This window comes from Bradyrhizobium australiense, assembly GCF_013114825.1.
Classification (GTDB): Bacteria; Pseudomonadota; Alphaproteobacteria; order Rhizobiales; family Xanthobacteraceae; genus Bradyrhizobium; species Bradyrhizobium australiense.
In genome coordinates this window covers 329,521-353,140 of sequence record NZ_JAAVLX010000003.1, presented here as the reverse complement: position 1 = coordinate 353,140, position 23,620 = coordinate 329,521, and the positions used below count along the sequence as shown (strand labels likewise).

27 protein-coding genes, 1 tRNA gene and 1 pseudogene are annotated in these 23,620 nt (G+C 62.6%); 14 read left to right on the top strand and 15 right to left on the bottom strand.

The window, feature by feature from the left end:
* Positions 1-23 precede the first annotated feature (23 nt).
* Positions 24-1,031 (bottom strand): TRAP transporter substrate-binding protein, encoded by a 1,008-nt coding sequence (locus tag HCN58_RS08805; RefSeq protein WP_171578973.1) that lies wholly within the window; start codon positions 1,029-1,031, stop codon positions 24-26.
* A gap of 148 nt (positions 1,032-1,179) precedes the next feature.
* Between HCN58_RS08805 and HCN58_RS08800 the strand changes: the two genes are divergently transcribed.
* Together HCN58_RS08800 and HCN58_RS08795 are read left to right on the top strand one after the other, a co-directional pair.
* Positions 1,180-1,932, top strand: coding sequence for a GntR family transcriptional regulator (locus HCN58_RS08800; RefSeq protein WP_171578972.1), 753 nt, complete (start codon positions 1,180-1,182; stop codon positions 1,930-1,932).
* A gap of 71 nt (positions 1,933-2,003) precedes the next feature.
* Positions 2,004-2,080: transfer RNA gene (locus HCN58_RS08795), tRNA-Arg, on the top strand.
* A 65-nt stretch (positions 2,081-2,145) separates the two neighbouring features.
* Here HCN58_RS08795 and HCN58_RS08790 read toward each other — a convergent pair.
* Positions 2,146-2,991: a TrmB family transcriptional regulator gene (locus HCN58_RS08790; protein WP_171578971.1), complete on the bottom strand. Its 846-nt coding sequence runs from the start codon at positions 2,989-2,991 to the stop codon at positions 2,146-2,148.
* A 90-nt stretch (positions 2,992-3,081) separates the two neighbouring features.
* Between HCN58_RS08790 and HCN58_RS08785 the strand changes: the two genes are divergently transcribed.
* From HCN58_RS08785 to fabA, 5 genes and pseudogenes are all read left to right on the top strand, one after another.
* Entirely contained in the window at positions 3,082-3,402 is a 321-nt protein-coding gene (locus tag HCN58_RS08785; protein ID WP_171578969.1) for a VOC family protein, read from the top strand.
* Positions 3,403-3,516: 114 nt separating this feature from the next.
* Positions 3,517-3,909, top strand: coding sequence for an MAPEG family protein (locus tag HCN58_RS08780; protein ID WP_171578967.1), 393 nt, complete (start codon positions 3,517-3,519; stop codon positions 3,907-3,909).
* A gap of 185 nt (positions 3,910-4,094) precedes the next feature.
* Positions 4,095-4,202, top strand: a pseudogene (locus HCN58_RS37385) (hypothetical protein); the annotation flags it as partial.
* 115 nt (positions 4,203-4,317) lie between these two features.
* Complete coding sequence (locus HCN58_RS35600) at positions 4,318-4,737, top strand: hypothetical protein (protein ID WP_235983495.1); 420 nt, start codon at positions 4,318-4,320, stop codon at positions 4,735-4,737.
* Between the two features lie 7 nt (positions 4,738-4,744).
* Positions 4,745-5,275: a bifunctional 3-hydroxydecanoyl-ACP dehydratase/trans-2-decenoyl-ACP isomerase gene (fabA, locus tag HCN58_RS08770; protein WP_171579523.1), complete on the top strand. Its 531-nt coding sequence runs from the start codon at positions 4,745-4,747 to the stop codon at positions 5,273-5,275.
* A 47-nt stretch (positions 5,276-5,322) separates the two neighbouring features.
* Here fabA and HCN58_RS08765 read toward each other — a convergent pair whose 3' ends face one another.
* Together HCN58_RS08765 and HCN58_RS08760 are read right to left on the bottom strand one after the other, a co-directional pair.
* The gene (locus tag HCN58_RS08765) at positions 5,323-5,547 is read right to left on the bottom strand and encodes a hypothetical protein (RefSeq protein WP_171578964.1); all 225 of its coding nucleotides are present in this window, start codon (positions 5,545-5,547) and stop codon (positions 5,323-5,325) included.
* 622 nt (positions 5,548-6,169) lie between these two features.
* Positions 6,170-6,688 (bottom strand): copper chaperone PCu(A)C, encoded by a 519-nt coding sequence (locus tag HCN58_RS08760; RefSeq protein ID WP_235983494.1) that lies wholly within the window; start codon positions 6,686-6,688, stop codon positions 6,170-6,172.
* 385 nt (positions 6,689-7,073) lie between these two features.
* On the opposite strand from HCN58_RS08760, the gene HCN58_RS08755 reads away from it, so the two are divergent.
* Positions 7,074-8,177: a transporter gene (locus tag HCN58_RS08755; protein WP_171578962.1), complete on the top strand. Its 1,104-nt coding sequence runs from the start codon at positions 7,074-7,076 to the stop codon at positions 8,175-8,177.
* A gap of 132 nt (positions 8,178-8,309) precedes the next feature.
* On the opposite strand, the gene HCN58_RS08750 is transcribed toward HCN58_RS08755, so the two are convergent.
* Positions 8,310-10,007, bottom strand: coding sequence for a methyl-accepting chemotaxis protein (locus HCN58_RS08750; protein ID WP_171578960.1), 1,698 nt, complete (start codon positions 10,005-10,007; stop codon positions 8,310-8,312).
* 257 nt (positions 10,008-10,264) lie between these two features.
* Between HCN58_RS08750 and HCN58_RS08745 the strand changes: the two genes are divergently transcribed.
* Both HCN58_RS08745 and HCN58_RS08740 read left to right on the top strand, forming a co-directional pair.
* Positions 10,265-10,561 carry a hypothetical protein gene (locus tag HCN58_RS08745; RefSeq protein WP_171578959.1) on the top strand — a complete coding sequence of 99 codons (297 nt, stop codon included), beginning with the start codon at positions 10,265-10,267 and terminating at the stop codon, positions 10,559-10,561.
* 66 nt (positions 10,562-10,627) lie between these two features.
* Entirely contained in the window at positions 10,628-11,032 is a 405-nt protein-coding gene (locus HCN58_RS08740) for a hypothetical protein (protein ID WP_171578958.1), read from the top strand.
* Positions 11,033-11,156: 124 nt separating this feature from the next.
* On the opposite strand, the gene HCN58_RS08735 is transcribed toward HCN58_RS08740, so the two are convergent.
* The 4 genes from HCN58_RS08735 to HCN58_RS08720 are packed head-to-tail and all read right to left on the bottom strand — an operon-like array spanning position 11,157 to position 15,101.
* The gene (locus HCN58_RS08735) at positions 11,157-11,792 is read right to left on the bottom strand and encodes an aspartate/glutamate racemase family protein (protein WP_171578957.1); all 636 of its coding nucleotides are present in this window, start codon (positions 11,790-11,792) and stop codon (positions 11,157-11,159) included.
* A 57-nt stretch (positions 11,793-11,849) separates the two neighbouring features.
* Positions 11,850-12,860 (bottom strand): amino acid ABC transporter substrate-binding protein, encoded by a 1,011-nt coding sequence (locus HCN58_RS08730; RefSeq protein ID WP_171578956.1) that lies wholly within the window; start codon positions 12,858-12,860, stop codon positions 11,850-11,852.
* 10 nt (positions 12,861-12,870) lie between these two features.
* A complete protein-coding gene (locus tag HCN58_RS08725; protein WP_171578955.1) occupies positions 12,871-14,220 on the bottom strand; it encodes an aspartate aminotransferase family protein in 1,350 nt (449 codons plus the stop codon).
* Positions 14,221-14,225: 5 nt separating this feature from the next.
* Positions 14,226-15,101, bottom strand: coding sequence for a MurR/RpiR family transcriptional regulator (locus tag HCN58_RS08720; protein WP_171578954.1), 876 nt, complete (start codon positions 15,099-15,101; stop codon positions 14,226-14,228).
* Between the two features lie 132 nt (positions 15,102-15,233).
* Between HCN58_RS08720 and HCN58_RS08715 the strand changes: the two genes are divergently transcribed.
* Both HCN58_RS08715 and HCN58_RS08710 read left to right on the top strand, forming a co-directional pair.
* Complete coding sequence (locus HCN58_RS08715) at positions 15,234-16,421, top strand: amino acid ABC transporter permease (RefSeq protein WP_171578953.1); 1,188 nt, start codon at positions 15,234-15,236, stop codon at positions 16,419-16,421.
* A 4-nt stretch (positions 16,422-16,425) separates the two neighbouring features.
* A complete protein-coding gene (locus tag HCN58_RS08710; RefSeq protein WP_171578952.1) occupies positions 16,426-17,544 on the top strand; it encodes an amino acid ABC transporter permease in 1,119 nt (372 codons plus the stop codon).
* Between the two features lie 172 nt (positions 17,545-17,716).
* On the opposite strand, the gene HCN58_RS08705 is transcribed toward HCN58_RS08710, so the two are convergent.
* The 6 genes from HCN58_RS08705 to HCN58_RS08680 form a co-directional block, all read right to left on the bottom strand.
* On the bottom strand, positions 17,717-18,079 hold the full coding sequence (locus HCN58_RS08705) for a DUF1428 domain-containing protein (protein WP_171578951.1): 363 nt from the start codon (positions 18,077-18,079) through the stop codon (positions 17,717-17,719).
* A gap of 150 nt (positions 18,080-18,229) precedes the next feature.
* Entirely contained in the window at positions 18,230-18,964 is a 735-nt protein-coding gene (locus HCN58_RS08700) for a DUF899 domain-containing protein (protein WP_171578950.1), read from the bottom strand.
* 15 nt (positions 18,965-18,979) lie between these two features.
* Positions 18,980-19,321, bottom strand: coding sequence for an SRPBCC domain-containing protein (locus HCN58_RS08695; RefSeq protein WP_311966789.1), 342 nt, complete (start codon positions 19,319-19,321; stop codon positions 18,980-18,982).
* Complete coding sequence (locus tag HCN58_RS08690) at positions 19,321-19,791, bottom strand: ArsR/SmtB family transcription factor (protein ID WP_171578949.1); 471 nt, start codon at positions 19,789-19,791, stop codon at positions 19,321-19,323. The genes HCN58_RS08695 and HCN58_RS08690 overlap by 1 nt, the downstream gene beginning before the upstream one ends.
* Positions 19,792-19,941: 150 nt before the next feature.
* A complete protein-coding gene (locus HCN58_RS08685) occupies positions 19,942-20,196 on the bottom strand; it encodes a DUF3551 domain-containing protein (RefSeq protein WP_171578947.1) in 255 nt (84 codons plus the stop codon).
* Positions 20,197-20,276: 80 nt separating this feature from the next.
* The gene (locus HCN58_RS08680; RefSeq protein WP_171578946.1) at positions 20,277-21,254 is read right to left on the bottom strand and encodes a Bug family tripartite tricarboxylate transporter substrate binding protein; all 978 of its coding nucleotides are present in this window, start codon (positions 21,252-21,254) and stop codon (positions 20,277-20,279) included.
* A 150-nt stretch (positions 21,255-21,404) separates the two neighbouring features.
* Here HCN58_RS08680 and HCN58_RS08675 point away from each other — a divergent pair, with 150 nt between their 5' ends.
* Complete coding sequence (locus HCN58_RS08675; protein WP_171578945.1) at positions 21,405-21,824, top strand: VOC family protein; 420 nt, start codon at positions 21,405-21,407, stop codon at positions 21,822-21,824.
* Positions 21,825-22,035: 211 nt separating this feature from the next.
* Positions 22,036-23,616 (top strand): AMP-binding protein, encoded by a 1,581-nt coding sequence (locus HCN58_RS08670; protein ID WP_171578944.1) that lies wholly within the window; start codon positions 22,036-22,038, stop codon positions 23,614-23,616.
* Positions 23,617-23,620 lie beyond the last annotated feature (4 nt).

Sequence of the window (23,620 nt, the reverse complement as noted above, 5' to 3'; positions counted from 1 at the left end):
GCCCGCGATTACGAACCCGCAAACTATTGAACGTTGCGCACCATGCCGAGGACTTTGACGGCGTTCGGTCCGAGATCAGACGCCAGCTTGTCCTGGATCGGCTTGCTGATGGCCATGAAGCCGCTCTTGTCGACGCTCTTGACGACCTTGACGCCGATCTTCTCGAGCTTCGCCTGCGCCTCGTGTTCGAGCTTGAAAGCCTGGGTCGGTTCGTTCTTGCTGACCTCGTCGGCGGCCGCCTGCACCCACTTCTTCTGCTCGTCGGTGAGACTGCTCCATACCTTGTCGCTGACGAACAGAGCGGCATTGTTCGCTTCGTGCTCGGTGAGCGAGAGCACCGGGGCGGGTTCGTAGTGCTTGTTGACGAGATAGTTGTTGATGCCGTTTTCGGCCATGTCGACGACGCCGGTCTGCAGCGAGGTGTAGACCTCGCCGAACGGCATGTGCACGACCTGGGCGCCATACGCCGGGAAAAGCGTATCTTCGGTCACCGTCGCCTGCACCCGAACCTTGACGCCCTTGAGGTCGGCGACGGCCTGCACCGGCTTCTTGCCGTACATGTGCCGCAGGCCCTGCGAGCCGAGCCCCAGCATGTGCGCGCCCTTCATCTTGGCCGCGTATAATTCCTTCATCGCCGCGATGATCGCGGGATCGCCGAGCACCTTGATGGCGTGCGCTTCATCGCGGAAGATATAGTGAAGCGAGAACACGCCTGACTCCGGCTGCGCGGTGGACGCATTGGCGGTCGACAGCATCACGAAATCGATGTCGCCGGTTTGGACTTTTTGCAGGGTCTGCGCCTCGGTACCGAGCTGGGCGCCGGGATATTGATTGATCGAGAGCGTGCCCTTGCTGAGCTCCATCAGCTTCTTGTTGAACATTTCGGCGCCGATGCCGTAGCCGCTGTTCTTCGGCTGGTCGTAGGCAAACGAGAATTCGCGCTTTTGGGCAGACGCGGCTGACGACACCATCGCAATGGCAACGCCCAGCAGAATGCCGCGCGCGAACGGCAGATACCGTGAAACGGACATTGAATTCCTCCCTGCTTTGCCGCTTCTGCGGACTGGTTGTCGCCGTTGCCCTGACAGGCAGCAGCACGGTCATTATGACCGAAGCCGCTCTGTTAACAAGATCGTATTTTAGATTGTATACTATTTCCGTCGGTGGCAGATTGGCGCCATGGCCACAGCCAAACCCTCCAAAAGACCGCCCCCGCGCGGCGACGTTGCGAAAACTTCCGGGACTGCCTTACCCCCGGCCGCGACCCATGAGCGCGAGCCGGTGGCGCATGTGATCGCCAGAAAACTCGAGGAAGACGTCGTGCTCGGCAGGCGCCATCCACGCGAGCGCTTGGTCGAGCAGGATCTGTGCGTGGCCTTCGATACCCATCGCGGCGACATCCGGTTGGCGCTGTTCGAGCTCGAAAAGCGCGGCATCGTCGAGCGCATTCCGAACCGCGGCGCGATCGTGCGCGATCTGAAGCCGCGTGAGGTGAGCGATATCTATAATGTTCGCGAGGAACTCGAGGTGATGGCGGTGCGGATTCTGCCGTTTCCAGTGGCGCCTGCGGACATCGTCCGACTGGAAGCCGTGCAGCGCGAGCACAGCAAGGCCGTGGACGCCGGCGACCTCTTGGCGGTGTTCCACAGCAATGTGCAATTCCACCGCGCCCTGTTCGGACTATGCGGCAACGCTTGCCTGATCGAGACCATCGAAAATCTGGCGCAAAAGGTCTCCGGTATCCGCTCCTACGCTTACGCCAACCCGGGCGCGCTGAATGAGGCGCGCCAGGACCACATTGCCATGATCGAGGCGCTGCGGCATTCGCGCCGCGATGAGTTGATCATGCTGACAAGGCGGCATCTCAAACCGGCGGAGCAGGCCTATATTCGCGCCTACCGGCAACGTTTCGGGGACGGCGCAGGTACCTAACGCAACACTCCAAAACGATTCCCGTCGGGCCGTTGCCCCTGCCCGGCCAATCGGCTAAATGAAGCCCTGTTGCACCCGTAGCTCAGCTGGATAGAGCGTTGCCCTCCGAAGGCAAAGGTCACACGTTCGAATCGTGTCGGGTGCGCCACTTCGGTACAAAACCGGCACGCCAAAACCCGGCTTTTTTGCGCTGGAGGCAGTCACGCAGCGCATCTAGCTCTGCCTGGGATCGGCGTTGACCTCTTGGAGGCTTCGCATCGCCTTGCGCCAGAGCTTCTCGAAACCACTGGCCAGGTTTTTCGCCAATTCTTCGTCGCGGATCAGCAATGAGGCGAAACGACCCTCTGGGATGAAAGGATGGTCGAGCGGCAGGATGACGATGCGCTCGTCGACGACATGAAAGGGATGGCCGACCTCACCCGAGTAACGTATTCCGGTGAGATTGCGGATATCGGCACGATGCCTTTTCAGAAATGCGAGCAATTGCGGTGCGGTTCGATACGAGAACCCAAACAACACCTGATGTCGCACCATCCGCTCGCCCGCATTGCGCGCAATCCGCCGGAGAATGGGAAAGCCGGCATCGATAGCCTGCTCGATGGCGGCCAGATCGCCGGATTCCATGTAGGAGAGGATTCGGCTATTCGCGTCCGCAAGTTGGACCAGGTGCCGTTTAACATGACTTTCGGCGCCCAAGGCGAGATCTACGAACGGGTGCCTGCCGCGCACCGATCCCGTCAATGCCGTGAGGAACCGCCGAAGCTCCTCACCGGCGGCTGAGAAGCGATCGGCACGCTCGCGAACAAGTGCGACCGCCCGGTCGACGACCGTGCCGACAGGAAGTGCCGCATACATCTTCGGTCGGGTCGGCTGAACCTGCGCCAGTCCAAGCTGAGCCAGCTTCTCCATGGCGCGGTAGATTTTCGACGTCGGTATGGCGCCTTGCCGGCAGATGCTGGCGGCGTCGGCAACGCCCAGAACCATAAGCGCGGCAATGGCTTTGCGCTCATAGAGCGTCAGGCCGATCTCCTCAAGAAGCTCTGAGTCCGGGATGCGCATGGAGAGTTATCTACTACCATCAGTAGTTGAAACGCGCGCGGCAGTATCAGAATGACTGCAAGGCAACGTCATCGGAGAGGAGAGAGTGCTATGAAAAAGATCGCGCCAGGAGCCGTCATGCCCATCATCACGGTCGAGTCGGTCGATACGGAGCGCAACTTCTACGTGGAGAAGCTCGGCTTCGATCACGTGATGGGCGTGGTCGGCAAGGACGGCGAATTCGATTTCGTCACGGTCGTCAAGGACGGGGCGCGCATCATGTTCGCGCGGGCACCAGCGCTCCTGGCCGATCAGTCACAACGGCTGGTCGAGATCTACCTCGAAGTCAGCGACGTCGAAGTGTATTTCCGGCAACTGCAGAAGAAGAGAGTGAACATCACCAATGGTGGGGCGACAGTACATTCAAGGTAATGGACCCGTATGGATACACGATCTGGTTTTATCAGACGACGGGCGAGCTGAAGCCTCCGGAAGGAATGAAGATCGTGTAATGCTCGCAACCCGGGCCCAGCCGAGGGACGATCCATGACGTTGACCGTTACACCCTTTTTTATCGGCATCTTCGCGGTGATGCAGCTTCCGATCACCGGCATGGTCGGATACCGCCGCTTCCAGACCCGCATTCCGTTCCTTGATGGAGGTGACAAGACGCTCATGCGTCGCATGCGGGCGCACGGAAATTTCACCGAGACCGTACCGATGGGCCTGCTCGCCATGGCTGCCGCCGAGCTGGCCGGCGCGGCGCAGTGGTTGCTCTGGGGCGGCGGTGTTGTACTGCTTGCGAGCCGATTGATACATTTCGCGACCTTGATGCGCTCCGATTGGGGCGTCGGCCGAGCCATCGGCATAATCCTGACCCTCGCTGTGATGGGAGGTTTTGGTCTCGCCGCGCTTGTCGGAATGCTCTCGCTGCAGTGAAGCGAACCATTTTCGCTCCGGCCCGGCCTGGCTCGCCGATTGCCTGATCTCCCGATACGACACCGCGCTTCGAGGGCAAACCTAGTGGTGAAGAATCGCAGCTAGTCGCAGATCGCTCATCGGACTTGAGCCGAGCCTGGAAAACCGAAGTTGAATTGAATTCAATTCAAAGACTGGACTTCTGGATGACGACCACGATCGGAACACGCGAGAGATTGCTCCGGGCGGCCGAAAAGGAGCTGATCCGCAGCCATGGGCATCTGGAAATGCAGGCGGTGGCGAAACGGGCGCAGGTTTCGGTGGGACTGGCCTATCACCGCTTCGGATCGAAAGCCGGCCTGATCGCCGCCGTCGTCGAAGCCTTCTACAGCCGGCTCGACGAGGTGGCGTTCGAAGGGTTCAAGTCGCATGCGGAAGGCTGGGCGGAGAGAAAAGAGGCGAATAGCCGCCTATGTCGCCTTCTACTACAACCATCCGTTCGCGCCGCTCGTCATCGGGGCGTTGAGCCGCGCGCCCGAAGTCCTGGATGTCGAGACCGCCTTCACCAAACGGCAGCTTGCCGCCGGCGCGCTGATGCTGCAGGCAGCCCAGCGCGACGGCATCGTTCCCGATCCCATCAATCCTCATCTCACCATTGCGCTCATGATCGGCGGAGTTCGCCAGGCCCTGATTGGCGCGTTAACGAGCAAACAGCGACCCAATCCCGGCAAACTCACGGATGAAATCTGGACCTTTATGGCCGGCGCCCTGCGCCTGGCGCACGGCTCCGGCGCCGAAACGGCGGCCGTGAACGTTCAGCAGCCGCTCGGCAAATATCGTCAGAGGTGACATGGCCGTGTCCGACCCGCGCGACTTTCACGCTCCGCAATCGTCCTACACAAGGGAGGATCTGCTCAAGTCGAGCGAAGGCGGCTATTTCGGCCCGGGCAATGCGCAGCTCCCGGGTCCGCGGATGCTGATGATGGACCGGATTATCGAGATCAGCATTGACGGCGGCGAATTCGGCAAGGGCCATGTCATCGTCGAGCTCGATATCGCGCCGGACCTCTGGTTTTTTGACTGTCATTTTCGGGGCGATCCGGTGATGCCGGGGTGCCTCGGTCTGGACGCCATGTGGCAGATCATCGGCTACTGGCTCGGCTGGTCGGGCTCGCCGGGCAAAGGCCGCGCGGTCGGCGTCGGCGAGGTGAAATTGCGAGGCGACATCAAGCCAGACGTCAAGCGCGTGCGGTACGATGTCAGTATGCGCCACGTCCGGCGCGGCAAACTGGCTGTTGCAATTGCGAACGGCCGTGTCTTTGCCGACGACACCTGCGTCTATATCGCCAGGGATATGCGGGTCGGACTGATAGCGGCCGCGATCTGATGTATAGCCCGGGCCTTGCGGCGCCCCCTTTTTGGGCGCGCCCGCCGTCAGTTCACGGCACAGCGTGCGGCGTGGGTTGGCGTATGGCCGGAAGCCGCCTGACAGAAGGCTTCAAAATAGGCCTCCAGCTCCGCGACGGCGCGATGCTCCCATTCCCTTGCTTGCGCCAGCAGAGAACCGCTATGAAGCGGCCGGAACGCTGCGGTTTGGCGGCACAATGACGCGATTGTGCGGTATCGGCGAACGTTTTCCATGATGGCCAGGCCGTTCATGTTCGGATCTCCCCATTCCTTTCCCCGGCCACGAACTTGCGGCAGAACGATTTTCGATTAGTTAGCGGGACTGGAAGAGAGCGCGCGTGGTTTCCGGACGGTTGACGGCGGGCGCTCAAGGGACGGGAGGGGTGCGTCGGCGTCCGTAAGCTCGACCGCATCACTCGTCGCCCATGCGCGCTGTTGCGGCGAGGCCGAAGAAATGCCACTCGAACAGATAATCCCCTGCAGACGATCGTCGGCAGAAACAACGAACGCATCGCCGCCCTCGCGCCCGAGTGCCGGAATCAGCAGGGTGCAGGCAAGGTAAGCCAGCCCGAGGCCGAGAAGCGACACAGACAAGACCGCGGCGACGGACGCTGATCGTGCCCGCGCTCCTTGCGATGGACGTGGCGTGGTGGCGGTGATGCCTGACATTCGCTCGATCTGAAAATAATGAGTTAGACTGCGGCCATCGCTCATGGCGATGACGGTTCAGCCAGCCTCGCCGCTAGCCCAGTGGGAGGACAGTCGGCGAAGCCCGCAGCTTCGCGGATGTCGCGCGATCTCTTGCGCGCATGTTCGGCAGTCAAGGAGGGGACGTACCCGTGACGTCTCACCCGACCGAATATGAAGCCACACCCTAATGGTGCTTGTGCGCGACACCATTGACGCCGCTGACGGCGGCTCCGGCGTTTTCCTCGACGTTGTAAATGATGTCGACAGGTCCGGCCTTCTCGAACACCAGCGTGCCCTTGACCTTCTGGCCAACCAGGAATGGCTCCTTGAGGCCCATCAGCAGGATGCGATAGGCGCCGGGCTTGAGCTCCACGGTCTTGCCGGGCTTGATCTCGAGACCGTTCGCCAGCGGGCGCGTCTTCGCCATACCGTCCACATCGACCACCTCGTGCACCTCGATCTGGCTCGCCGCGGGCGACGTGCCTCCGATCAGGCGATCCGCGGTCTTTCCCTTGTTGGTGATGGTGAGATAGCCGCCTGCGATGTTGGCGTCCTTCGGGGTCGGCCGCGACCAGGGATGACCGATGTCGAGCGCGCCGACCTTGTACTCGTGCGCGCCGGCGCCGCTCGCAATGAGCAAACTCGCGGCGACAAAAATGGTCGCTGTGACAAACACAAAGATATCTCTGACGACGGTTGTCATAATTGTCCTACTCCGATGCGCGCTGGACAGACAAGGCATGTAGAGAAGCATTCAGACGCGATTACGGCTGGTGCTCGCCGTGATTGCGGCTGGCGCCGGACGTGATTGCGGCCGCTGCGTTGCAACGCGAAAGAAATCGAATATACAACCGGCAAGCGGCCCGCGCCGTTTTCGCCCTTCGTCCAACACGCGACAGCCATGCAGATGCCGCGCCCGCGATGACGTGTTCGCCTTTCCGCTTCGCTTCCGTCGCGAGCAAGCCGCGCTTCTCCCACGATCCAGTCAATCTCGCGCCCGATTGCAATGGCTAATCGCCAAACAGTAAGTACAGGGGGCGTATGTGTGTGCGGATCTTAGACGGCCTGCGGCCGGCTTCTTTTCATCCATGATGCTTTTTCTCGCGGCTCCCGCCGAGGCACATCATCCCGGCGGCGGAGGCAATACCGGCAGCGGCGGGCCTATCAACACCATCTCGGCCGACACGCTTTCCGAAGGACTGATCGCCGCATCGATCCGCTACGAGTTCATCAGACTGGGCCAGCTCAGCGATGCCGACCTGCTCGCCGCGGCAAGCCGGGGCACGCACGCGCATTCGATCCGCTCGATCGACAGCGTCTCGCTTTCGGTCGCCTACGGCATCACCAACGACCTGACCGTTGCCGTTCGCGCTGCCGGCGTCCGCCGCTCGGACATCCGTGAGCCCGGGGAGGACATGCTGAGCGGCGGCCATATGGGCATGATGAATGCGAGCGACATGAGCGGCCTGATGAGCTCCGACGGCGTCAACCGGCGCGGCAATTCGGCAGGCTTCGGCGACGTCACCATGCTCGGGCAATATCGTTTCCACAACAACGCCCAGAGCGGCACGTCGGCCGCCGTGCTGTTCGGCTTCAAGGCGCCGACCGGCAGCACCGACCGGCGCGACGCCGCCGGCCAACTGTTCGAGGCCGAATTTCAGCCGGGCTCGGGTTCGTGGGACGGCCTGTTCGGCGCCGCCTTCACCAAGCGCTCGGGCCGCTGGTCGTTCGACGTGAGCGGCCTCTATTACCTGATCAGCACGGGCACCCAGAACACCAATCTGGGCGACCGCTTCCTGTTCGGCACCGCCGTGTCATATCGCCTGGTCGGCGCCACCGGCTCGGCGAAAGAGGTGGAGCTGCACGAGTACTGCATGCAGCCGCGAAACCAGCTACAGGAGCATTGTCTCTATCATGCCAATCACGACCACAGCGACATGATGAAGACGCCCTACACGCTCGACCTCGTTCTCGAGCTCAATGGCGAGTGGCACGACAAGCAACGCATCGCCGGGATTCCGGACCCCAATTCGGGCGGCACCACCGTCTATCTCTCGCCCGGCGTGCGCGTCGGCTTCGATCGCTTCTCGGGCTTCGTCTCGGTCGGCGTGCCGGTCATCAACCAGCACAACGGCATTCAGTCCAAGCCCGATTATCGCGTGCTTACGGGTATCGGCGCGCGGCTGAATTGAACGCCTGGATTGCTATGTTGTCCGTCATGGCCGGGCTTGTCCCGGCCATCCACGTTCTTTTCTGCTGAAAATGTGAAGCCGTGGATGCCCGGCAACAAGGCCGGGCATGACGATGAATTTTGTGCTGGACCATCACGCCGCGCGGATATTGCCGAGGAATTTGCCGGTTTCAGTTTTGAGCTGCTCGGATTGCGACGTGAGCTGACCGGCGGCATTAAGGACGAGGCTCGCGGCAGCGTCGACCTTGCTCGACGCCTCGCGCACGCCCGTGATGTTTTGCATCACCTCTTGGGCGCCTTGCGCCGCCTGCTGCACGCTGCGGGCAATCTCGTTGGTGGCAGCGCCCTGCTCTTCGACGGCGGCAGCAATGGAGCCGGTGATTTCGTTCATCTGCCCGATCGTCGTGCCGATCTCGCGGATCGCGTTGACCGTCGAGCCGGTTGCATCGCGAATTTCCTGGATCTGGCTGGTGATTTCGTCGGTAGCCTTGGCAGTCTGCGACGACAGCGCCTTGACCTCGTTGGCCACGACGGCGAATCCTCTGCCGGCCTCGCCGGCCCGGGCAGCCTCGATGGTCGCGTTCAAGGCCAGCAAATTCGTCTGGCCCGCGATGGTCTGGATCAGCGCCATAACCTCGCCGATCTTCTGCGAGGCCTCGACCAGGCGGCCGACCATGGCCTCGGTTCGGTTGGCCTGGCCGACCGCATTCTGGGCAATTGACGAAGATTGGGTGACCTGCCGCGCGATCTCCTGGATCGAGGATGACAGCTCCTCCGCCGAGGCCGCAACAGTCTGGACGTTCGACGCCGTCTGCTCGGCGGCGGCCGCGACCTTCGCGCTCTGATCCGTCGTTCCCACCGCAATCGTGGACATCGACGAAGCAGAATTCTGCAGCTCGTCGGCGGCGCTGGCGGTGCCCCGGATCACCCCGCCGATGCTGCGCTCGAATTCGTCGGCGATGCGAGACAGAACCGCTTGCCGCTCCTCGGCGGAACGCGCCTTCATCGTTTCCTGTTCGGTGCGTAGCCGCGTGGTTTCGACCAGATGATCCTTGAAGACCTGCAGGCTTCGCGCAATCCGGCCGATCTCGTTGGTCCGGTCGACGAACGGAATCTCGGCCGCAAGATTGCCCTTGGCCAGTTGGTCCATGGCCGAGCAGGTCTTGTTGAGCGGAACGACAAGGCCCCGGCCGAGCCAGAATGCCACGAAGGCCGCAATTGCCAGCCCGGCCAGTCCGGCGGTCCCGGCCCAGATCATCCGATTGAAGACGACCGCGTCGATATCGTCGACATAGGCGCCGGCCTGGATCGCGAGAAGCTTGTCGCCGGCGCCAAAGGACCCGACATAGGAGACCTTGCGGAGTTCGGCGCCACCGGCCGAGCGGGGCGCGAGATATTCGACAAAGCCGCCGCCGGCGCGCGCGGTCCGCACGATGTCCTGGATCAACAGCTTGCCGCTCTTGTCCTTGAACTCCCAGCGGTTGACGTTGATGTATTTCGGATTGGCGTGCACGTAGGTGACGCCGGCGTCGGCGCTTCCCGTGCCGTACACGCCGATATAGTCCGAGTATTCGCCCCAGCGCATGGCGCTGATCGAAGCAAAGGCCATCTGGCGCGCCTTATCCGGTTCGATCTTGCCGGCCTTGGCCTCGCCCTCATGGTGGGCAAGTACCTTCGTCGCGGCCTCGACAAGATCGCGAACCGTGGTGCGCCGCTCGGCCAGGACCGCATCGCGCAGCACCAGGATCTGCAACGCGGAGACGGCCACGAGCACGATCGTGAGCGCCGCAATGACCATCGCAAACCGCTGATAGACGGAGAGGTTACGCATCCGCTTGTCTTTCCCGTTGGTTGCGAATGCGTAGCAATACAACGTTAACCGACGGTTATCGGCGGACCCTTTCCGACATGGCGCCCGGCTTTGCGCGGCAGCGCCAAGGGGAGCCAAGCGTCACGCCGCGCGGCTGCCAAATGGCGCTTGAAATCAGCACGCCAGGGCGACACAATGCTGCCTGTTCCTTCATTAACCGTAATGCGCCAGTGGATCAGCACCTGACGGGTGGCATGGTGCGGCAAGAGTGACTCATAATGGCTGAAGCCGATCTCGACGTCGTCATCCGGCAAATCGCAAAAACGCAGAACAAGAGCCTGATGGCCGCCGCGAGAAAGCGGCACGGCCAGTACATGGCCCGAGCCGCCAAGGCAAAGGACAAGGAGGCCAAGGCGCGGTTCAAGCTGATCGCAAAAAGCACCATGCTACATGCGGCAGCCACCGCGAAGCGGCTGCAAAACTCTGCGGAGAACGCCGCCGACAGCTACGCAAGGGCTGTGAAGCGGGATGCCGAGCAAGTACCGATAAAGCCGGTAACAAAGAAAGAAACCTGACCTCGTCTGCTCGTTGCAGACCTTCGCGCCTGGCGATTGGCGCATTCGAACGAAGGCAATAGCCAGGTGAAGGACAAGGAAACGCGTTTCGTATTGTGCGCTGCGGCGGCAGTCTACGCAATTTATGTCCCTGTCGCTCTGTGGATCGACGCTCGGCCCGCGGCCGCACCAGGATCAATTGTCGTGCGGTTAGGCAAATTCGACCATATCGAAGGCTTTGCTTTTGCCACGCAGATGCCGGCTCTCAGCGCCTTCGAAGACGATCAGGCAACAGCACAACGATCGCCGGTGATATTATACGAGGACAAGAAGCCGTTAGGACCCGGCCGCAGCATCCATTACGACGTCGAATATGTCGGTGGCGGCCGATATTCGCATTGGAAAGACCTGGGCATCCTGTTTTCCACGAGCGACAACTCGAACCCCAACAGAAACAAACGAGAATATTGGGCTGTTTTACCAAAGCAGTAGCAGACGAGCGCCGCGAGGCGTGCCTCGAACAGGCCGCGCATGGCACGTTTAACGCAAGACACGTTCAAAGAAGGCCGGCGCTGCCCTCGAAGCGGCCGCGCAAGCCTGACATCGCCAACCCAATTTACGGGCGTGTTAGCAATTTCTTCAGCTTCAGCACCGCGCTGTCCGGCGTGGTGAGCACCGGCCGCCCGGTCGCTTCGGCGACCTCGTCCGCCGTCGGAGCCATGCTGTATTGCGCCAGCGCGATCAGGTCGCACTCGCGCAGGCTTCTGGATGCCTCGACCACCAGGCGGTCATGCGTCGCCCGGTCGCCGCGGTCGAGGGCGGCCATGGCGCCTTCCGCCAGTTTCGGCACCAGCTCAACCTGTGACGGAAACTCCGGTGGCATCGAGGCGAGCGTCGGCGGGAACGTCGACAACAGTCCGATCCTGCGGCCGCGCGCGGCAGCCTGCTCGATCATCGCCTCGTTCGGCTTGAGCACCGGCATCGGGGCGTGGGCGCGCGCGACCGCTTCGATGCAGGAGCCGAACGCCGAGCAGGTGAACAGGATTGCATCCGATCCGGTGCCGGCGGCGTAGCGGCCAAGCGCGAGGAAACGATCGGTCATCGCATCCGTGAGGCCGCCATCGCGCGCCAGATCGGCCGACAGGCTGTCGTCGAGCAGGTTCATCAGGCGCGCCTCCGGCCACAGCCTGGCGAAGGAGGCTTCGATCGGCACGATCGAGTGTTTCAGGGCGTGGATCAGGGTAATGCGCATGCCGCTCAGTCTGGCCGCGCCGCGGAGGGTGTCAACCCGCCGCGCCGCCACTTCTCACTACTTGAACGGCAGAGCGTACATCAGGCCGCCCTTGCTCCAGGTCGCATTGAGGCCACGGTCGAGCTTCAGCGGACTCGCCTTGCCGACATTGCGCTCAAAGATCTCACCGTAATTGCCGCCCGCTTTGATCGCCTGCAGCATCCATTTGTTGTCGAGGCCAAGCCGCGATCCGAGATCGCCCGAGGTGCCGAGCAGCCGCTGGACCGCCGGAACGCCGGATTTCGTCATGTCATCGGCGTTGGCTGCGGTGACGCCAAGCTCTTCCGCCTCGATCAGGCCGTAGTGCAGCCAGGCGATGATATCGGTCCAGACGTCGTCGCCGTTGCGGGTGAACGGCCCGAGCGGCTCCTTGCTGATGGTCTGCGGCAGCACGGTGTAATCGGCCGGATTGGAAGCCGCGGTGGTGACTGCGCCGGCAAGCGCGGACGCGTCCTGGGTCATGGCATCGCAGCGCCCGCCGAAGAACGTCTGGTACATGGTATCGGTACGGTCGAACACCAGCGGCTTCCATTCGATGCCGTTGGCACGGCCGTAGTCGCCGAGCGTTACCTCATGGGTCGTGCCCTGCGCGACGCAGACGGTGGCGCCGTTGAGGCTCTTTAGGTCCTTCACGCCGGCGTCGGCTCTTACGACAAACCCCTGGCCGTCGTAGAAATTGACCGGCCCCTGCCGCAGCCCCAGCGTCACGCCGCGCAGATAGGTCTGGGTCGAATTGCGATAGAGCACGTCGATCTCGCCCGACTGCAAAGCAGTGAAGCGGTTCTGCGCCGTGAGCGCGACATAGCGCACCTTGCTCGCATCGCCGAGCACGCCGGCGGCCAAGGCGCGGCAGTAGTCCACGTCGAGCCCCTTGTAATTGCCCTGCGAGTCCGGCGTGGAGAACCCGGCGAAGCCGGCGCTGACGCCGCACACCAGCATGCCGCGCTGCTTGACCGTATCGAGCGTTGCGGCTTGCGCCATCAAGCTCGACGCGGCGAGCAAGCCTGTAGCGATAATGACCCTCTTCATTCTGCTCCTCCTAATGACCAACACTCTTCAAGGCGCTGTCGATGGCGTGACCCAACCGCTCGACGATCGTATCGACGTCGCCCGAGGTCGCGATATAGGGCGGCGCTAGCAGGACGTGGTCGCCGCTGCGGCCATCCACCGTTCCGCCCGCGGGATAACAGGCAAGGCCGCCCTCGAATGCGGCGGCCTTGATCCGCTGGTGGAGCTTGAGTGCGGGATCGAATGGCGCGCGGGTGGTGCGATCGGCGACGAGCTCAATCGCCTGGAACAGGCCCCGCCCCCTGATATCGCCGACATGGCGGTGATTGCCGAAACGCTCGGTCAGGCGCCGTTCGAGCTGGCGGCCAAGATCCTTGACCCTATCGAGCAGGTGCTCGTCATCGATCACCCGCTGCACCTCGAGCGCTGCGGCACAGGCGAGCGGATGCGCTAGATAAGTATGGCCGTGCTGGAATGCGCCCGAGCCGCTCCGGACCGTATCGATGATGCGCCCGCCGGCGAGCATCGCGCCGATCGGCTGATAGCCGCCGCCGAGCCCCTTGGCGATCGCCTGGATATCGGGCGCGATGCCCTCCTGCTCCCAGGCGTGACGCGTGCCGGTGCGGCCCATGCCGCACATCACTTCGTCCAGAATCAAGAGCGCGCCATATCGATCGCAGATCTCACGGACGGCGCGGAAATATCCCTCCGGCGCCGGCACGCATCCGGCGGTGGCGCCTACCACCGGCTCGGCGATGAAGGCCGCGACCGTATCCGGGCCAAGACGCTGGAATTCTGCTTCCAGCTCGGCAGCCAGTCGCGTCACAAAATCTCTCTCGGATTCGCTGTCGCGTTTTTCATGGTAGGCGAAGGCCGGCGTCACGTGGCTGAAGGCCGCCGACAATAACGGCGCGTAGGGCTCGCGCCGCCAGGCGTTGCCGCCGGCGGCGAGCGCGCCCAGTGTATTGCCATGATAGCTCTGGCGCCGCGCGATGAAGCGCTGCCGTTGCGGCTGGCCGCTTTCGACAAAATATTGCCGCGCCAGCTTGATGCTGGCTTCGATCGCTTCCGAGCCGCCGCTGACGAGATAGGCGTGGGCCAGACCGCCGGGCTCGTCGCCGACGAGCGCCTCGGCCAGCGCTTCGGCCGGCTCCGACGAGAAGAACCCGGTATGGGCATAGGCCAGCTTCGATGCCTGCCGCGTGATTGCCTCGAGCACGCGGGGATGCTGGTGGCCGAGGCAGGACACGGCCGCGCCGCCGGAAGCATCCAGAATCCGCCTTCCATCCTCGGCAATCAGCCAGACGCCATCCCCGCCGATGGCCTTTGGCGGCGTTTCACGCAGGCTCCGGTGCAGCAACCGGCTTTTGCTGGCTCCCATGACGATCAACCTTTCTCCGCGACATATTGCGACAGCGCGGCCAACCGGCTTTCGGTCTTCTCGAGGCACCGCTTGGCGCCAGCGCCGCCCATCACGAAAGTAACGGCGGCCAGCGACTGCGCGATGGCGATGGCGCCGGTCAGGCTCGGGAAGAATCCGGGCGACGCGGCCGCTTCGTAAAGCAGCCGGTGATCGGCGCCCTCCGCCATCGGCGCGGCAACTGTGTCGGTGATTGCGATCAGGGTGGCGCCGGAATCATGCGCCGCCCTTGCCGAGAGGACGCTCGCCCGGGAATAGGGCGCAAAGCCGATAACGACGACGGCATCGCCGCCGTGGAACGCGCCCAGATCGAGATCCTCAGGCCCGGAGCCGCCGACCAGGTGCACCGCGTCCGGCCGGAACAAACGGAGCTGATAATTGAGCAATTCCGCAACGCTGCGGCAGCTACGAAAGCCGGCGATCCAGATCCGCCGCGCGACGTGCAGGGCCTTGGCCGCGTTGGCCACCGAGCCGGCCGAAATGCGTGCAAGGCCTGCCGCCTCGGCTTCGAGCTTGTCGGAGATCAGCGATATCTCGGCGTTGGGCCCCTTCCGGCCGCCCTTGGCGCGACCCGAAAACGGCGAGGGCGACGCGGGCCGGCGGGCCTCGGTCAACGCGGCACGCAATTCGTCCCAGCCGGAATAGCCGAGCGCTTTTGCGAGCCGGGTGAAAGCAGCGGGATCGGCGCCGGCCTCGGCGGCCAGATCACGCATCGAGCGCGTAGTGGCGTCATAATCGTTGGCGGCAACGAACCGGCCGACCTGTTGTAGCCGCATCGGTAACGATGGCAGCGCACTGCACAAATCGTTCAGCGGCGAGGATTTCGGCCGGGGCTGCGCCATGAAACATATGTTGCATAAAACCTATTTTGGTGCAACATTTGAAATGCGCCTCTCGGACGCACCGCCGAAGATCGCTGCTGCAAGTCATCATTGCTTAAAGTCATCGCCGCTTGAGTCGAGGATCCTTGTGCTGTGACGACATCCACGCCCGAATTCCCTCGCAAGAGGCGGCTGCGCTTCTCGCTCAATCGCCAGCAGGTCAACGGTCTCATCTGGCAGATCGTGGTAGTTGCCATCGCGGTCGCCATCGTTGGCTGGCTCTGGTCCAACGCCCTGCACAATTTGTCGGTACGCCGGATTTCGACCGGCTTCGCCTTTCTCGGCCGCGAGGCCGGGATGCCGATCGCGGATAGCTGGCTCGCCTACACCCCGAAGGATCCTTACGTCCGCGCCTTCATCGTCGGCATTGTCAATACGCTGCGCGTCGCGGTCATCGGCATCGTGCTCGCGACCGTGCTCGGCACGCTGATCGGCATTGCGCGGCTGTCGGCGAACTGGCTGTTGTCGCGGCTGGCTGCGGTCTACGTCGAAGTGCTCCGTGACGTTCCGCTGCTGCTGCAGTTATTGTTCTGGTACGTGCTGATGCAGGGACTTCCGGCGGCACGCGCAGCGTGGAAGCCGATTGCAGGCGTGTTCCTTTCCAACAGGGGACTGGTGCTGCCGTCGATTCCGATCGAGGCGGCAAATCTATGGGTGATCGTCACGGTTCTAGCCGGGCTCGGCGCGCTGTATATTTTGTGGCAACGATTGGTGGCGCAGCAGATGGCGGACGGCAAGGCCCGTCCGCTCTGGCCTTACGCACTGGCCCTGCTCGTCGGGTTGCCAGCACTAGTGTCGTTCGGTCTCGGCGCGTCGTGGACCATCACGATGCCCGAACTGCGCGGCTTCAATTTCGTCGGCGGACTGACGCTCGCGCCTGAATACTTTGCGTTGCTGATCGCGCTCGTCACCTACACCTCGGCCTTCATCGCCGAAATCGTGCGCAGCGGCATTCAGGCCGTTCCCCGGGGACAATGGGACGCGGCAAACGCGCTTGGCCTGCGGCGCAGCTTCGTGCTTCAGCGCATCGTGCTGCCGCAGGCGCTCCGCGTCATCATTCCGCCGATGACCAGCCAATATCTGAATCTGACCAAGAATTCCTCGCTTGCCGTTGCGGTCGGATACCAGGACGTGGTGTCGATCGCGAATACCACGCTGAACCAGACCGGGCAGGCCATCGAAGCCATCGCGCTCATCATGGCCGTGTTCCTCACCATCAGCCTCGGCATCAGCCTGTTCATGAACTGGTACAATGCGCGCATCGCGCTGGTGGAGCGCTGATGCCATGACATCGATAACGGACGCTCCGCAAAATCCGCTCCCCTTCAACACGCGATCCCGCAGGACTCCGGCCGGGCGCGTCATTCGGTGGCTGCGTACGAATCTGTTCGCTTCGGTCACATCAAGCGTCATCTCGGTGCTCCTGATCGCGCTGCTCGCCAAGGCGTTCTTCAGTCTCGTGCTATGGGGCTACTGGAATGCGATCTGGATCGTTTCTGGCAATCAGACCGGCCCCTGCCGTTCGATCCGCGGGCTCGGCGCCTGCTGGGCTGTGATCCCCGAAAAATATCGTTTCATCCTGTTCGGCACCTATCCATTCGCTGAGCAGTGGCGGCCGGCGCTGGCGTGCCTCACCTTCGTTGTGCTGTTCTGGGTGTCGAGCCGGCGCTACTGGTGGCGCAAGGAGCTGGTAGCGGTGTGGGCGGCGGCGCTGGTCCTGATCGGCGTCTTGATGTGGGGCGGCGTGTTCGGGCTTTCCTATGTTTCTCAGGATCGCTGGGGCGGGCTGCCGGTGACGCTGATTCTCGCGACGTTCGGATTGGCGTTCGGCTTTCCGCTCGGGATCGTGGTGGCGCTGGGCCGCCGTTCCAAATTGCCGGCGATCCGATCGCTCTGCGTGCTCTATGTCGAGCTGATCCGCGGCGTTCCTCTGATCAGCCTGTTGTTCATGGCGAGCGTGATGTTTCCGCTGTTCCTGCCCGACGGCGTCAACATCGACAAATTGCTCCGGGCGCAGATCGCGTTCGTGCTGTACGCCGGCGCCTATCTTGCCGAAGTCATCCGCGGTGGCCTGCAGGCCATTCCGAGAGGACAGCACGACGCCGCCGACGCGCTTGGGCTCACCTACTGGAAGAAGAACGGCCTGATCATCCTGCCGCAGGCGATCCGCCATGTGATTCCGCCGCTGGTGAATACGTTCATCGCCTTCTTCAAAGACACCAGCCTGGTGCTGATCATCGGCATCTTCGACCTGCTGACGACGGCGAAAACCTCCATCATCGATCCTGCCTGGCAGCCGTTCAGCGTCGAAGTCTACGTGTTCGTCGGGCTGATCTATTTCGTGTTCTGCTTTGCGATGTCGCGCTACAGCCGGCAGCTGGAGACGCAGTCCCGTCCGAGCTGACAGCCGATCGTGGCGCGCTTCGGTGAGCCAGGAATATCTCGCCGGGGGCAGACGTCCAGCAACCGCGGCCATCCGCAGCCTTGAGGCGCATCTCATCTTCGCTGAAGGGGGCAGTGGGACGACGCCAGCAATTTCAACGCCCGGCATACGGCTCGCTAGATGTCCTTGCGAGCTACACCTTCACCAGGCTCTCGAACCCACCATAGATCATCCGCTTGCCGTCGAACGGCGGCTTCGATTTCGGATCCATCATTTCGTTGAGCCGCGGGTCTGCCATCACCTTGGCGTTGATCTTGTCGCGCTGGGCGCGCGACTTGTAAGTGATCCAGGCAAACACAACCGTCTCGCCCGGCTTGAGCTTCACGGCGCGCGGAAACGACGTGAACTTGCCGACCTTGACGTCGTCAGCGACCCATTCGCGATAATCCAGCGCGCCGTGCTCGCGCCAGACCTTGCCGGCCTTCTTCGACAGGCGGGAATAGGCTTCGAGATTCTTCTTCGGCACGGCGACGATGAAGCCATCGACGTAGGGCATTGCATTGTTCTCCATTACTTTCAGTCATTGCGAGCAGATTCCGTCATTCCGGGGTGGTGCGCAGCACCAGACCCGGAATCTCGAGATTCGGGGTCTGGTCCTTCGGACCATCCCGGAATGACGGCTGAGAATGCAGCGCGCTAGTGACGACTAACCATGACAACAGGATGCCCGAACCGGTGACGGCTGGTACTGGTCACGTAGTCGCACCCAGTCCATCGGATACGGCAGGCCTTCCTCGTGACGCCCGAGCGGGGTCAAATCGAGATAGTGGTAGGCGGCGTTCATCATGTCGAGGCCGCGCGAGTAACAGGAATAGATGTGGAAGATGTTTCCCGCTTGATCGCGATAAAACACGCTGATCCCGGGCGCTTCCTCACTTCCGAACGGGGTGGTGCCGTAATTGTAGTTGCCGCCTGCCTCGATCTGCTCCGGCGTAAATGAAACGCCGTAGTCGTAATTGAACTCGTTGCCGCCCGACGACAGCCAGTCGAAGGTCCAGCCCATCCGCTGCTTGAACGCAATGAGCTTTTGCAGCGGCGCCCGCGAGATCGCGACCATCGTGGTGTCGCGGGCGGCCAGATGCGGGATCATGCGCTCGAACCCGTCGGCCCAGAACGAGCAGCTCTTGCAGGGCTCGTTCCAGTCGGGCGCAAACATCAGATGCTGTACCACGAGCTGGCTGCGCCTCTTGAACAGGTCGCCGAGCGAGACCTTGCCGTCGGGCCCATCGAACACGTAATTCTTCTCAACCGTGACCCAGGGCAGCGCGCGCCGTTCTTCGCTCAGGCGCTCGCGCGCTCGGGTGTATTCCTTCTCATGCGCAAGGTGCGCTTTGCGGGCGGCGATCCATTCTTCGCGGGTCACGACGCTGTGCGGCTGCATGGGCGGCTCCCGTGTTCAGGCCAGATAATTGTCGAGTTTGACAAGGAATTCCGTCCACCCGCGTTCGTGGTTGTCGCGCGCAACAGAATCGACGAATTGCGAGTGATGGAAGGTGAGGAGCGTGCCGTCGCCCTCGGGCTTCATCGAAATGCTCACGAGCGATTCACGCTCCGGCGTCGAATGCCATGCCCAGCTAAACACCAGCCGTTCGTTCGGAACGACCTCACGATAGACGCCGCCAACCTCGTTGTAACTGCCGTTGGCCTTGAAGCTGAGGCGATAGCGGCCGCCAACGCGCAGGTCGATGTCGGCCTTGACCGAGCCGGCCTCGACCGAGGCAGGCCCGAACCACTGCACTAGCTTTTGCGGGTCGGCCCACGCGGCGTAGACTTTTTCAGGCGTCGCGTTGAGCCGGCGTTTGAGCGTGAGGCTGGGCCGCGCGGCGAGTTCGGCTTCGCGGGCAGGGTCTTGCTTGGCAAGGCATGACTGGGTGGCCATGGATCTTCCTCCACAAAAGCGGCAAGGCGGTCGAGATTATCGGACCAGAAGCGCTGGTAGCGATTGAGCCAGTCCATCGCCTGCTCCATCGGGCTGGCGGTCAACCGGCACGCGACCGTGCGGCCGGTCTTTTCGCGCGCGATCAGACCGGCGTCCGACAGCACGTCGAGATGCTTCATAATCGCGGGCAGCGATATGGAAAACGGCTGCGCCAGTTCGCTGACCGACAGGCTGTCTTGATCGCCGAGCCGCGCCAGCAGCGCGCGCCGGGTCGGGTCAGATAGCGCGGCAAAGGTGCGGTCCAGCACGCCTTCTTGATACTTAACCATACGGTTTAGTATAGACGGAAACAAAACGCCGTCAAGGCGGCGTGTGCATCACGAAATCGGGAGCGGCGAAAGAAGAGACACCGATGGCCGGATCGTTAGCGCGGACAGCGCTCTCGCCCGGCCATCATACGCGAGAGCTACGAGGCGCGATCAATAATCCCGATAAATCCGCATCCGCCGCTGTTGTCCGTAGGCGAAGCGCGGATTGACGTTGCAGTAGAGCGAACGCCCTGACGCCGATGCCATGCATTGGCCGTAGCTAGCGTACGAGCAATCGCCGGGAATGCCGATGCCCCTGCCCTGGAGGCAATAAGGATAATCATACGCCGCAGCGGGCGAAGTAGCCGCCACGGAGGCGGCTGTCGCCGCCGACAGCGCCAATATCGCTACCAGTGCATTGCGCATCATCCATCTCCTTCACGTGACGCAGCCGCGTCGTCTTTGCCATAAAACACCGCGGCTGCGCCATTGTTCCGTGAGGAAGATCACTGCACCTTTTCGACCTTGGCTTCCTCGATCACCTTCTTCCACTTTTCGGTCTCGGCCACGATCATCGCGCCGAACACTTCCGGCGTGCCGATCAACGGCTCGCCGCCGAGTTCGGTCAGGCGCGCCTTGATTGTGGGTTCGGCGAGGATCTCGTTGATCTCCTTGTTCAGCTTCGCGATGACCTCTTTCGGGGTATTCTTCGGCGCACCCATGCCGAACAGCGCACTCGCCTCATAGCCCGGAATAGTATCGGCAAGCGTCGGAACATCGGGCAACAGCGGCGATTTCGTCGTGCTGGTGACCGCCAGCGCCCGTGCAGAACCGGCGCGGACATGTTGAAGGATCGAGGGCATGTTGTCGAAGATCACCTGGACCTGGCCACCAAGCAAATCGGTGATCGCGGGCGCGGCGCCGCGATAGGGCACGTGCTGCATCTTGGCGCCCGACATCGCCATGAACATTTCGCCGGACAGATGCACGGAGGTGCCGTTGCCCGACGAGGCCAGGTTCACCTTGCCGGGATTGGCCTTCACATAGGCGATGAACTCGGCAACGGTCTTCGCCGGCACGTCCTTATTGACCGTCATCACGTTCGGCACGCGATTGAACGCGGCAACCGGGGCAAGATCGCGCACGAGGTTGAACTTCAGATTGGCGTAGAGCGTGGCATTGATGTAGTTCGCGGGATTGACCAGCAGCAACGTATAGCCATCCGGCTCGGCGTTGATGACGGATTCGGTGGCGATGTTATTGCCGGCGCCGGGCTTGTTCTCGATCACGAATTGCTGGCCGAGCCGCTCGGAGAGCCGCTGGCCGATCAGCCGCGCAATGATATCGGTCGCGCCGCCCGGCGGATATCCGACGACCCATTTCACCGGCCGGGTCGGATAATCCGCCGCCGAAACGCTGCCGATCGAAGCGGCAGTGGAAAGACCGATGGCGGCCAGACAAATCGCGGTACGGCGTGAAATCATAAAACTTCTCCTTGGAGGCCGGGCTTCGGGCCCGGTCCGTTTCTATTAAGGCGCGGTTCTATTGAACCGAACGCGGGCCGCGTTGTAACAAACAAACCCCGGTGCGGCCAGTGGGGCGCAATGTCTTCGACCGCGACGAAAGGATAAGGCATGTCTGTCAGGGTTAACGCTCTCGATCATCTCGTCATCAATGTGTCCAACGTGGCGCGTTCCGCCGAGTGGTACCGCAAGATACTCGGCATGGAGGTCAAGGTGTTCGATCCAGGCCCGGGCAAAAAGCCGCGGACCTCGCTGGTGTTTGGTAACCAGAGGATCAACGTGCGGCCGCGCGATGCCGACAAGGTCGAGTGGTTCACGGCCGATCACCAAACCGCAGGCAGCGACGATCTGTGCTTTCTGACGTCGAGCACGCCGGACGAAGTCGTGGCGCACCTGAAGGCCAATGGCGTCGCCATCGAGGAAGGCCCGGTCGCGAAGCAAGGCGCCCGCGGCACGCTGCGCTCCGTCTATTGCCGGGATCCGGATGGGAGCTTGATCGAGATTTCGTCGTATGAAGGGAATGCGGGCTAGGGTGCTCCGGCCTCTCCCCGTCATTGCGAGCGAAGCGAAGCAATCCAGAAGCCTGACCGCGGAGACAGTCTGGATTTTCTTCGTCGCTGGCGCTCCTCGCAATGACGGGGAGGTAACCCTGCACAATCCTTATTTGCCCATCGCGCCATCCGATGGCAGAACTACTCCCAAGCAAAAGCCAAAGCGGTCGTAGAGCTGCACGGGAGGAAACATGCCACTTTCACAGCCAGCGCCGGGCATTGTCGGACCATTCGCGGGCCTCGACGTGCCATGGTTGCTGCGGATGCGCGCCGAGAGCCGCCGCAACCATCCGTTCCTGATCTGGGCGCCATTCGAGGCGCCGGCGCGGAGCTGGTCCTACGGCGAATTCCACGAACGGGTTGGCCAGCTTTCCGCGGGGCTGGTCAAGCGGGGCGTCAAGCCCGGCGAATATGTTCTGATCCATCTCGACAATTGCATCGAGGCCATGCTGGCCTGGTTTGCCTGCGTCGAGCTCGGCGCGATCGCGGTCACCACCAACACCCGCTCGGCGGCAGCCGAGATGGAATATTTCGCCGATCATTGCGGCGCGGTCGCCGCCATCACCCAGCCGGCCTATGCCGAGCTGATCTCGGCCAATTGCCGCGGCCTGCGCTGGATCGCCGTCATCTCTCACGACGCTGGTAGTACGCCGGCGCGAGGCGCGCCGCGCCGCGACAGTTTTGAGCAGCTCTTCGCCGACAGCGCCGACCGGCCGCGCCGCGCCACCGATCCGTTCGCGCCGTGCAGCGTGCAATATACCTCCGGCACCACGTCACGGCCGAAGGCAGTGCTATGGACCCATGCCAACGCGTTGTGGGGCGCCAAAATCAACGCCGTGCATGAAGACCTGCACGCGGGCGACGTGCACCAGACCTATCTGCCGCTGTTTCACACCAACGCGCTCGCCTATTCGATGCTGGCATCGCTGTGGGTCGGCGCGACCTGCGTGATCCAGCCGCGGTTTTCGGCGAGCCGCTTCTGGGGCGTGGCGATCGAGCACAACTGCACCTGGACCTCGACGATCCCCTTCTGCATGAAGGCGCTGCTGGAGCACGAGATTCCGAAAAGCCACAAATTCCGGCTCTGGGGCACCGCGGTATCCGAGCCGCCGCCATTCGCCGCCTTCGGCGTCAAGACGATCGGCTGGTGGGGCATGACGGAAACCATCACCCACGGCATCGTCGGCGAGGTCGACCAGCCCAACACGCCGATGTCGATCGGCCGCGCCGCGCCGGAATACCAGATCCGCGTCGTCGAGGACGACGGCACGCCGACAGAAGTTGGCGGCACCGGCAGTCTCCTGATCAAGGGCATTCCAGGCCTGTCGCTGTTTGCCGAGTACCTGCACAACGAAAAGGCCACGCGCGAAAGCTTTGACGAGCACGGCTATTTCATCACCGGCGACCGTGTCACACTGCTCGACAACGGCTTCATCAAATTCGGCGACCGCGCCAAGGACATGCTCAAGGTCGGCGGCGAGAACGTGGCGGCGTCCGAGATCGAGCAGGTGGTCGCGGTGGTGCCGGGTGTGCGCGAGGCCGCGGTGGTGGCGAAGAAGCACCCGATGCTGGATGAAGTGCCGGTCCTCTTTATCATTCCGCAGGCCGGTGTCGCTGGCGCGCCTCGCGATCTGCACGACGCCGTGATGGCCGCGTGCAGAAACGGGCTCGCCGACTTCAAGGTGCCGCGCGAAATTCACTTCGTCGACGACATGCCGCGCTCGACGCTGGAGAAGGTGGCAAAGGCGGAGTTGCGGAAGATGCTGGGGTGAGCTC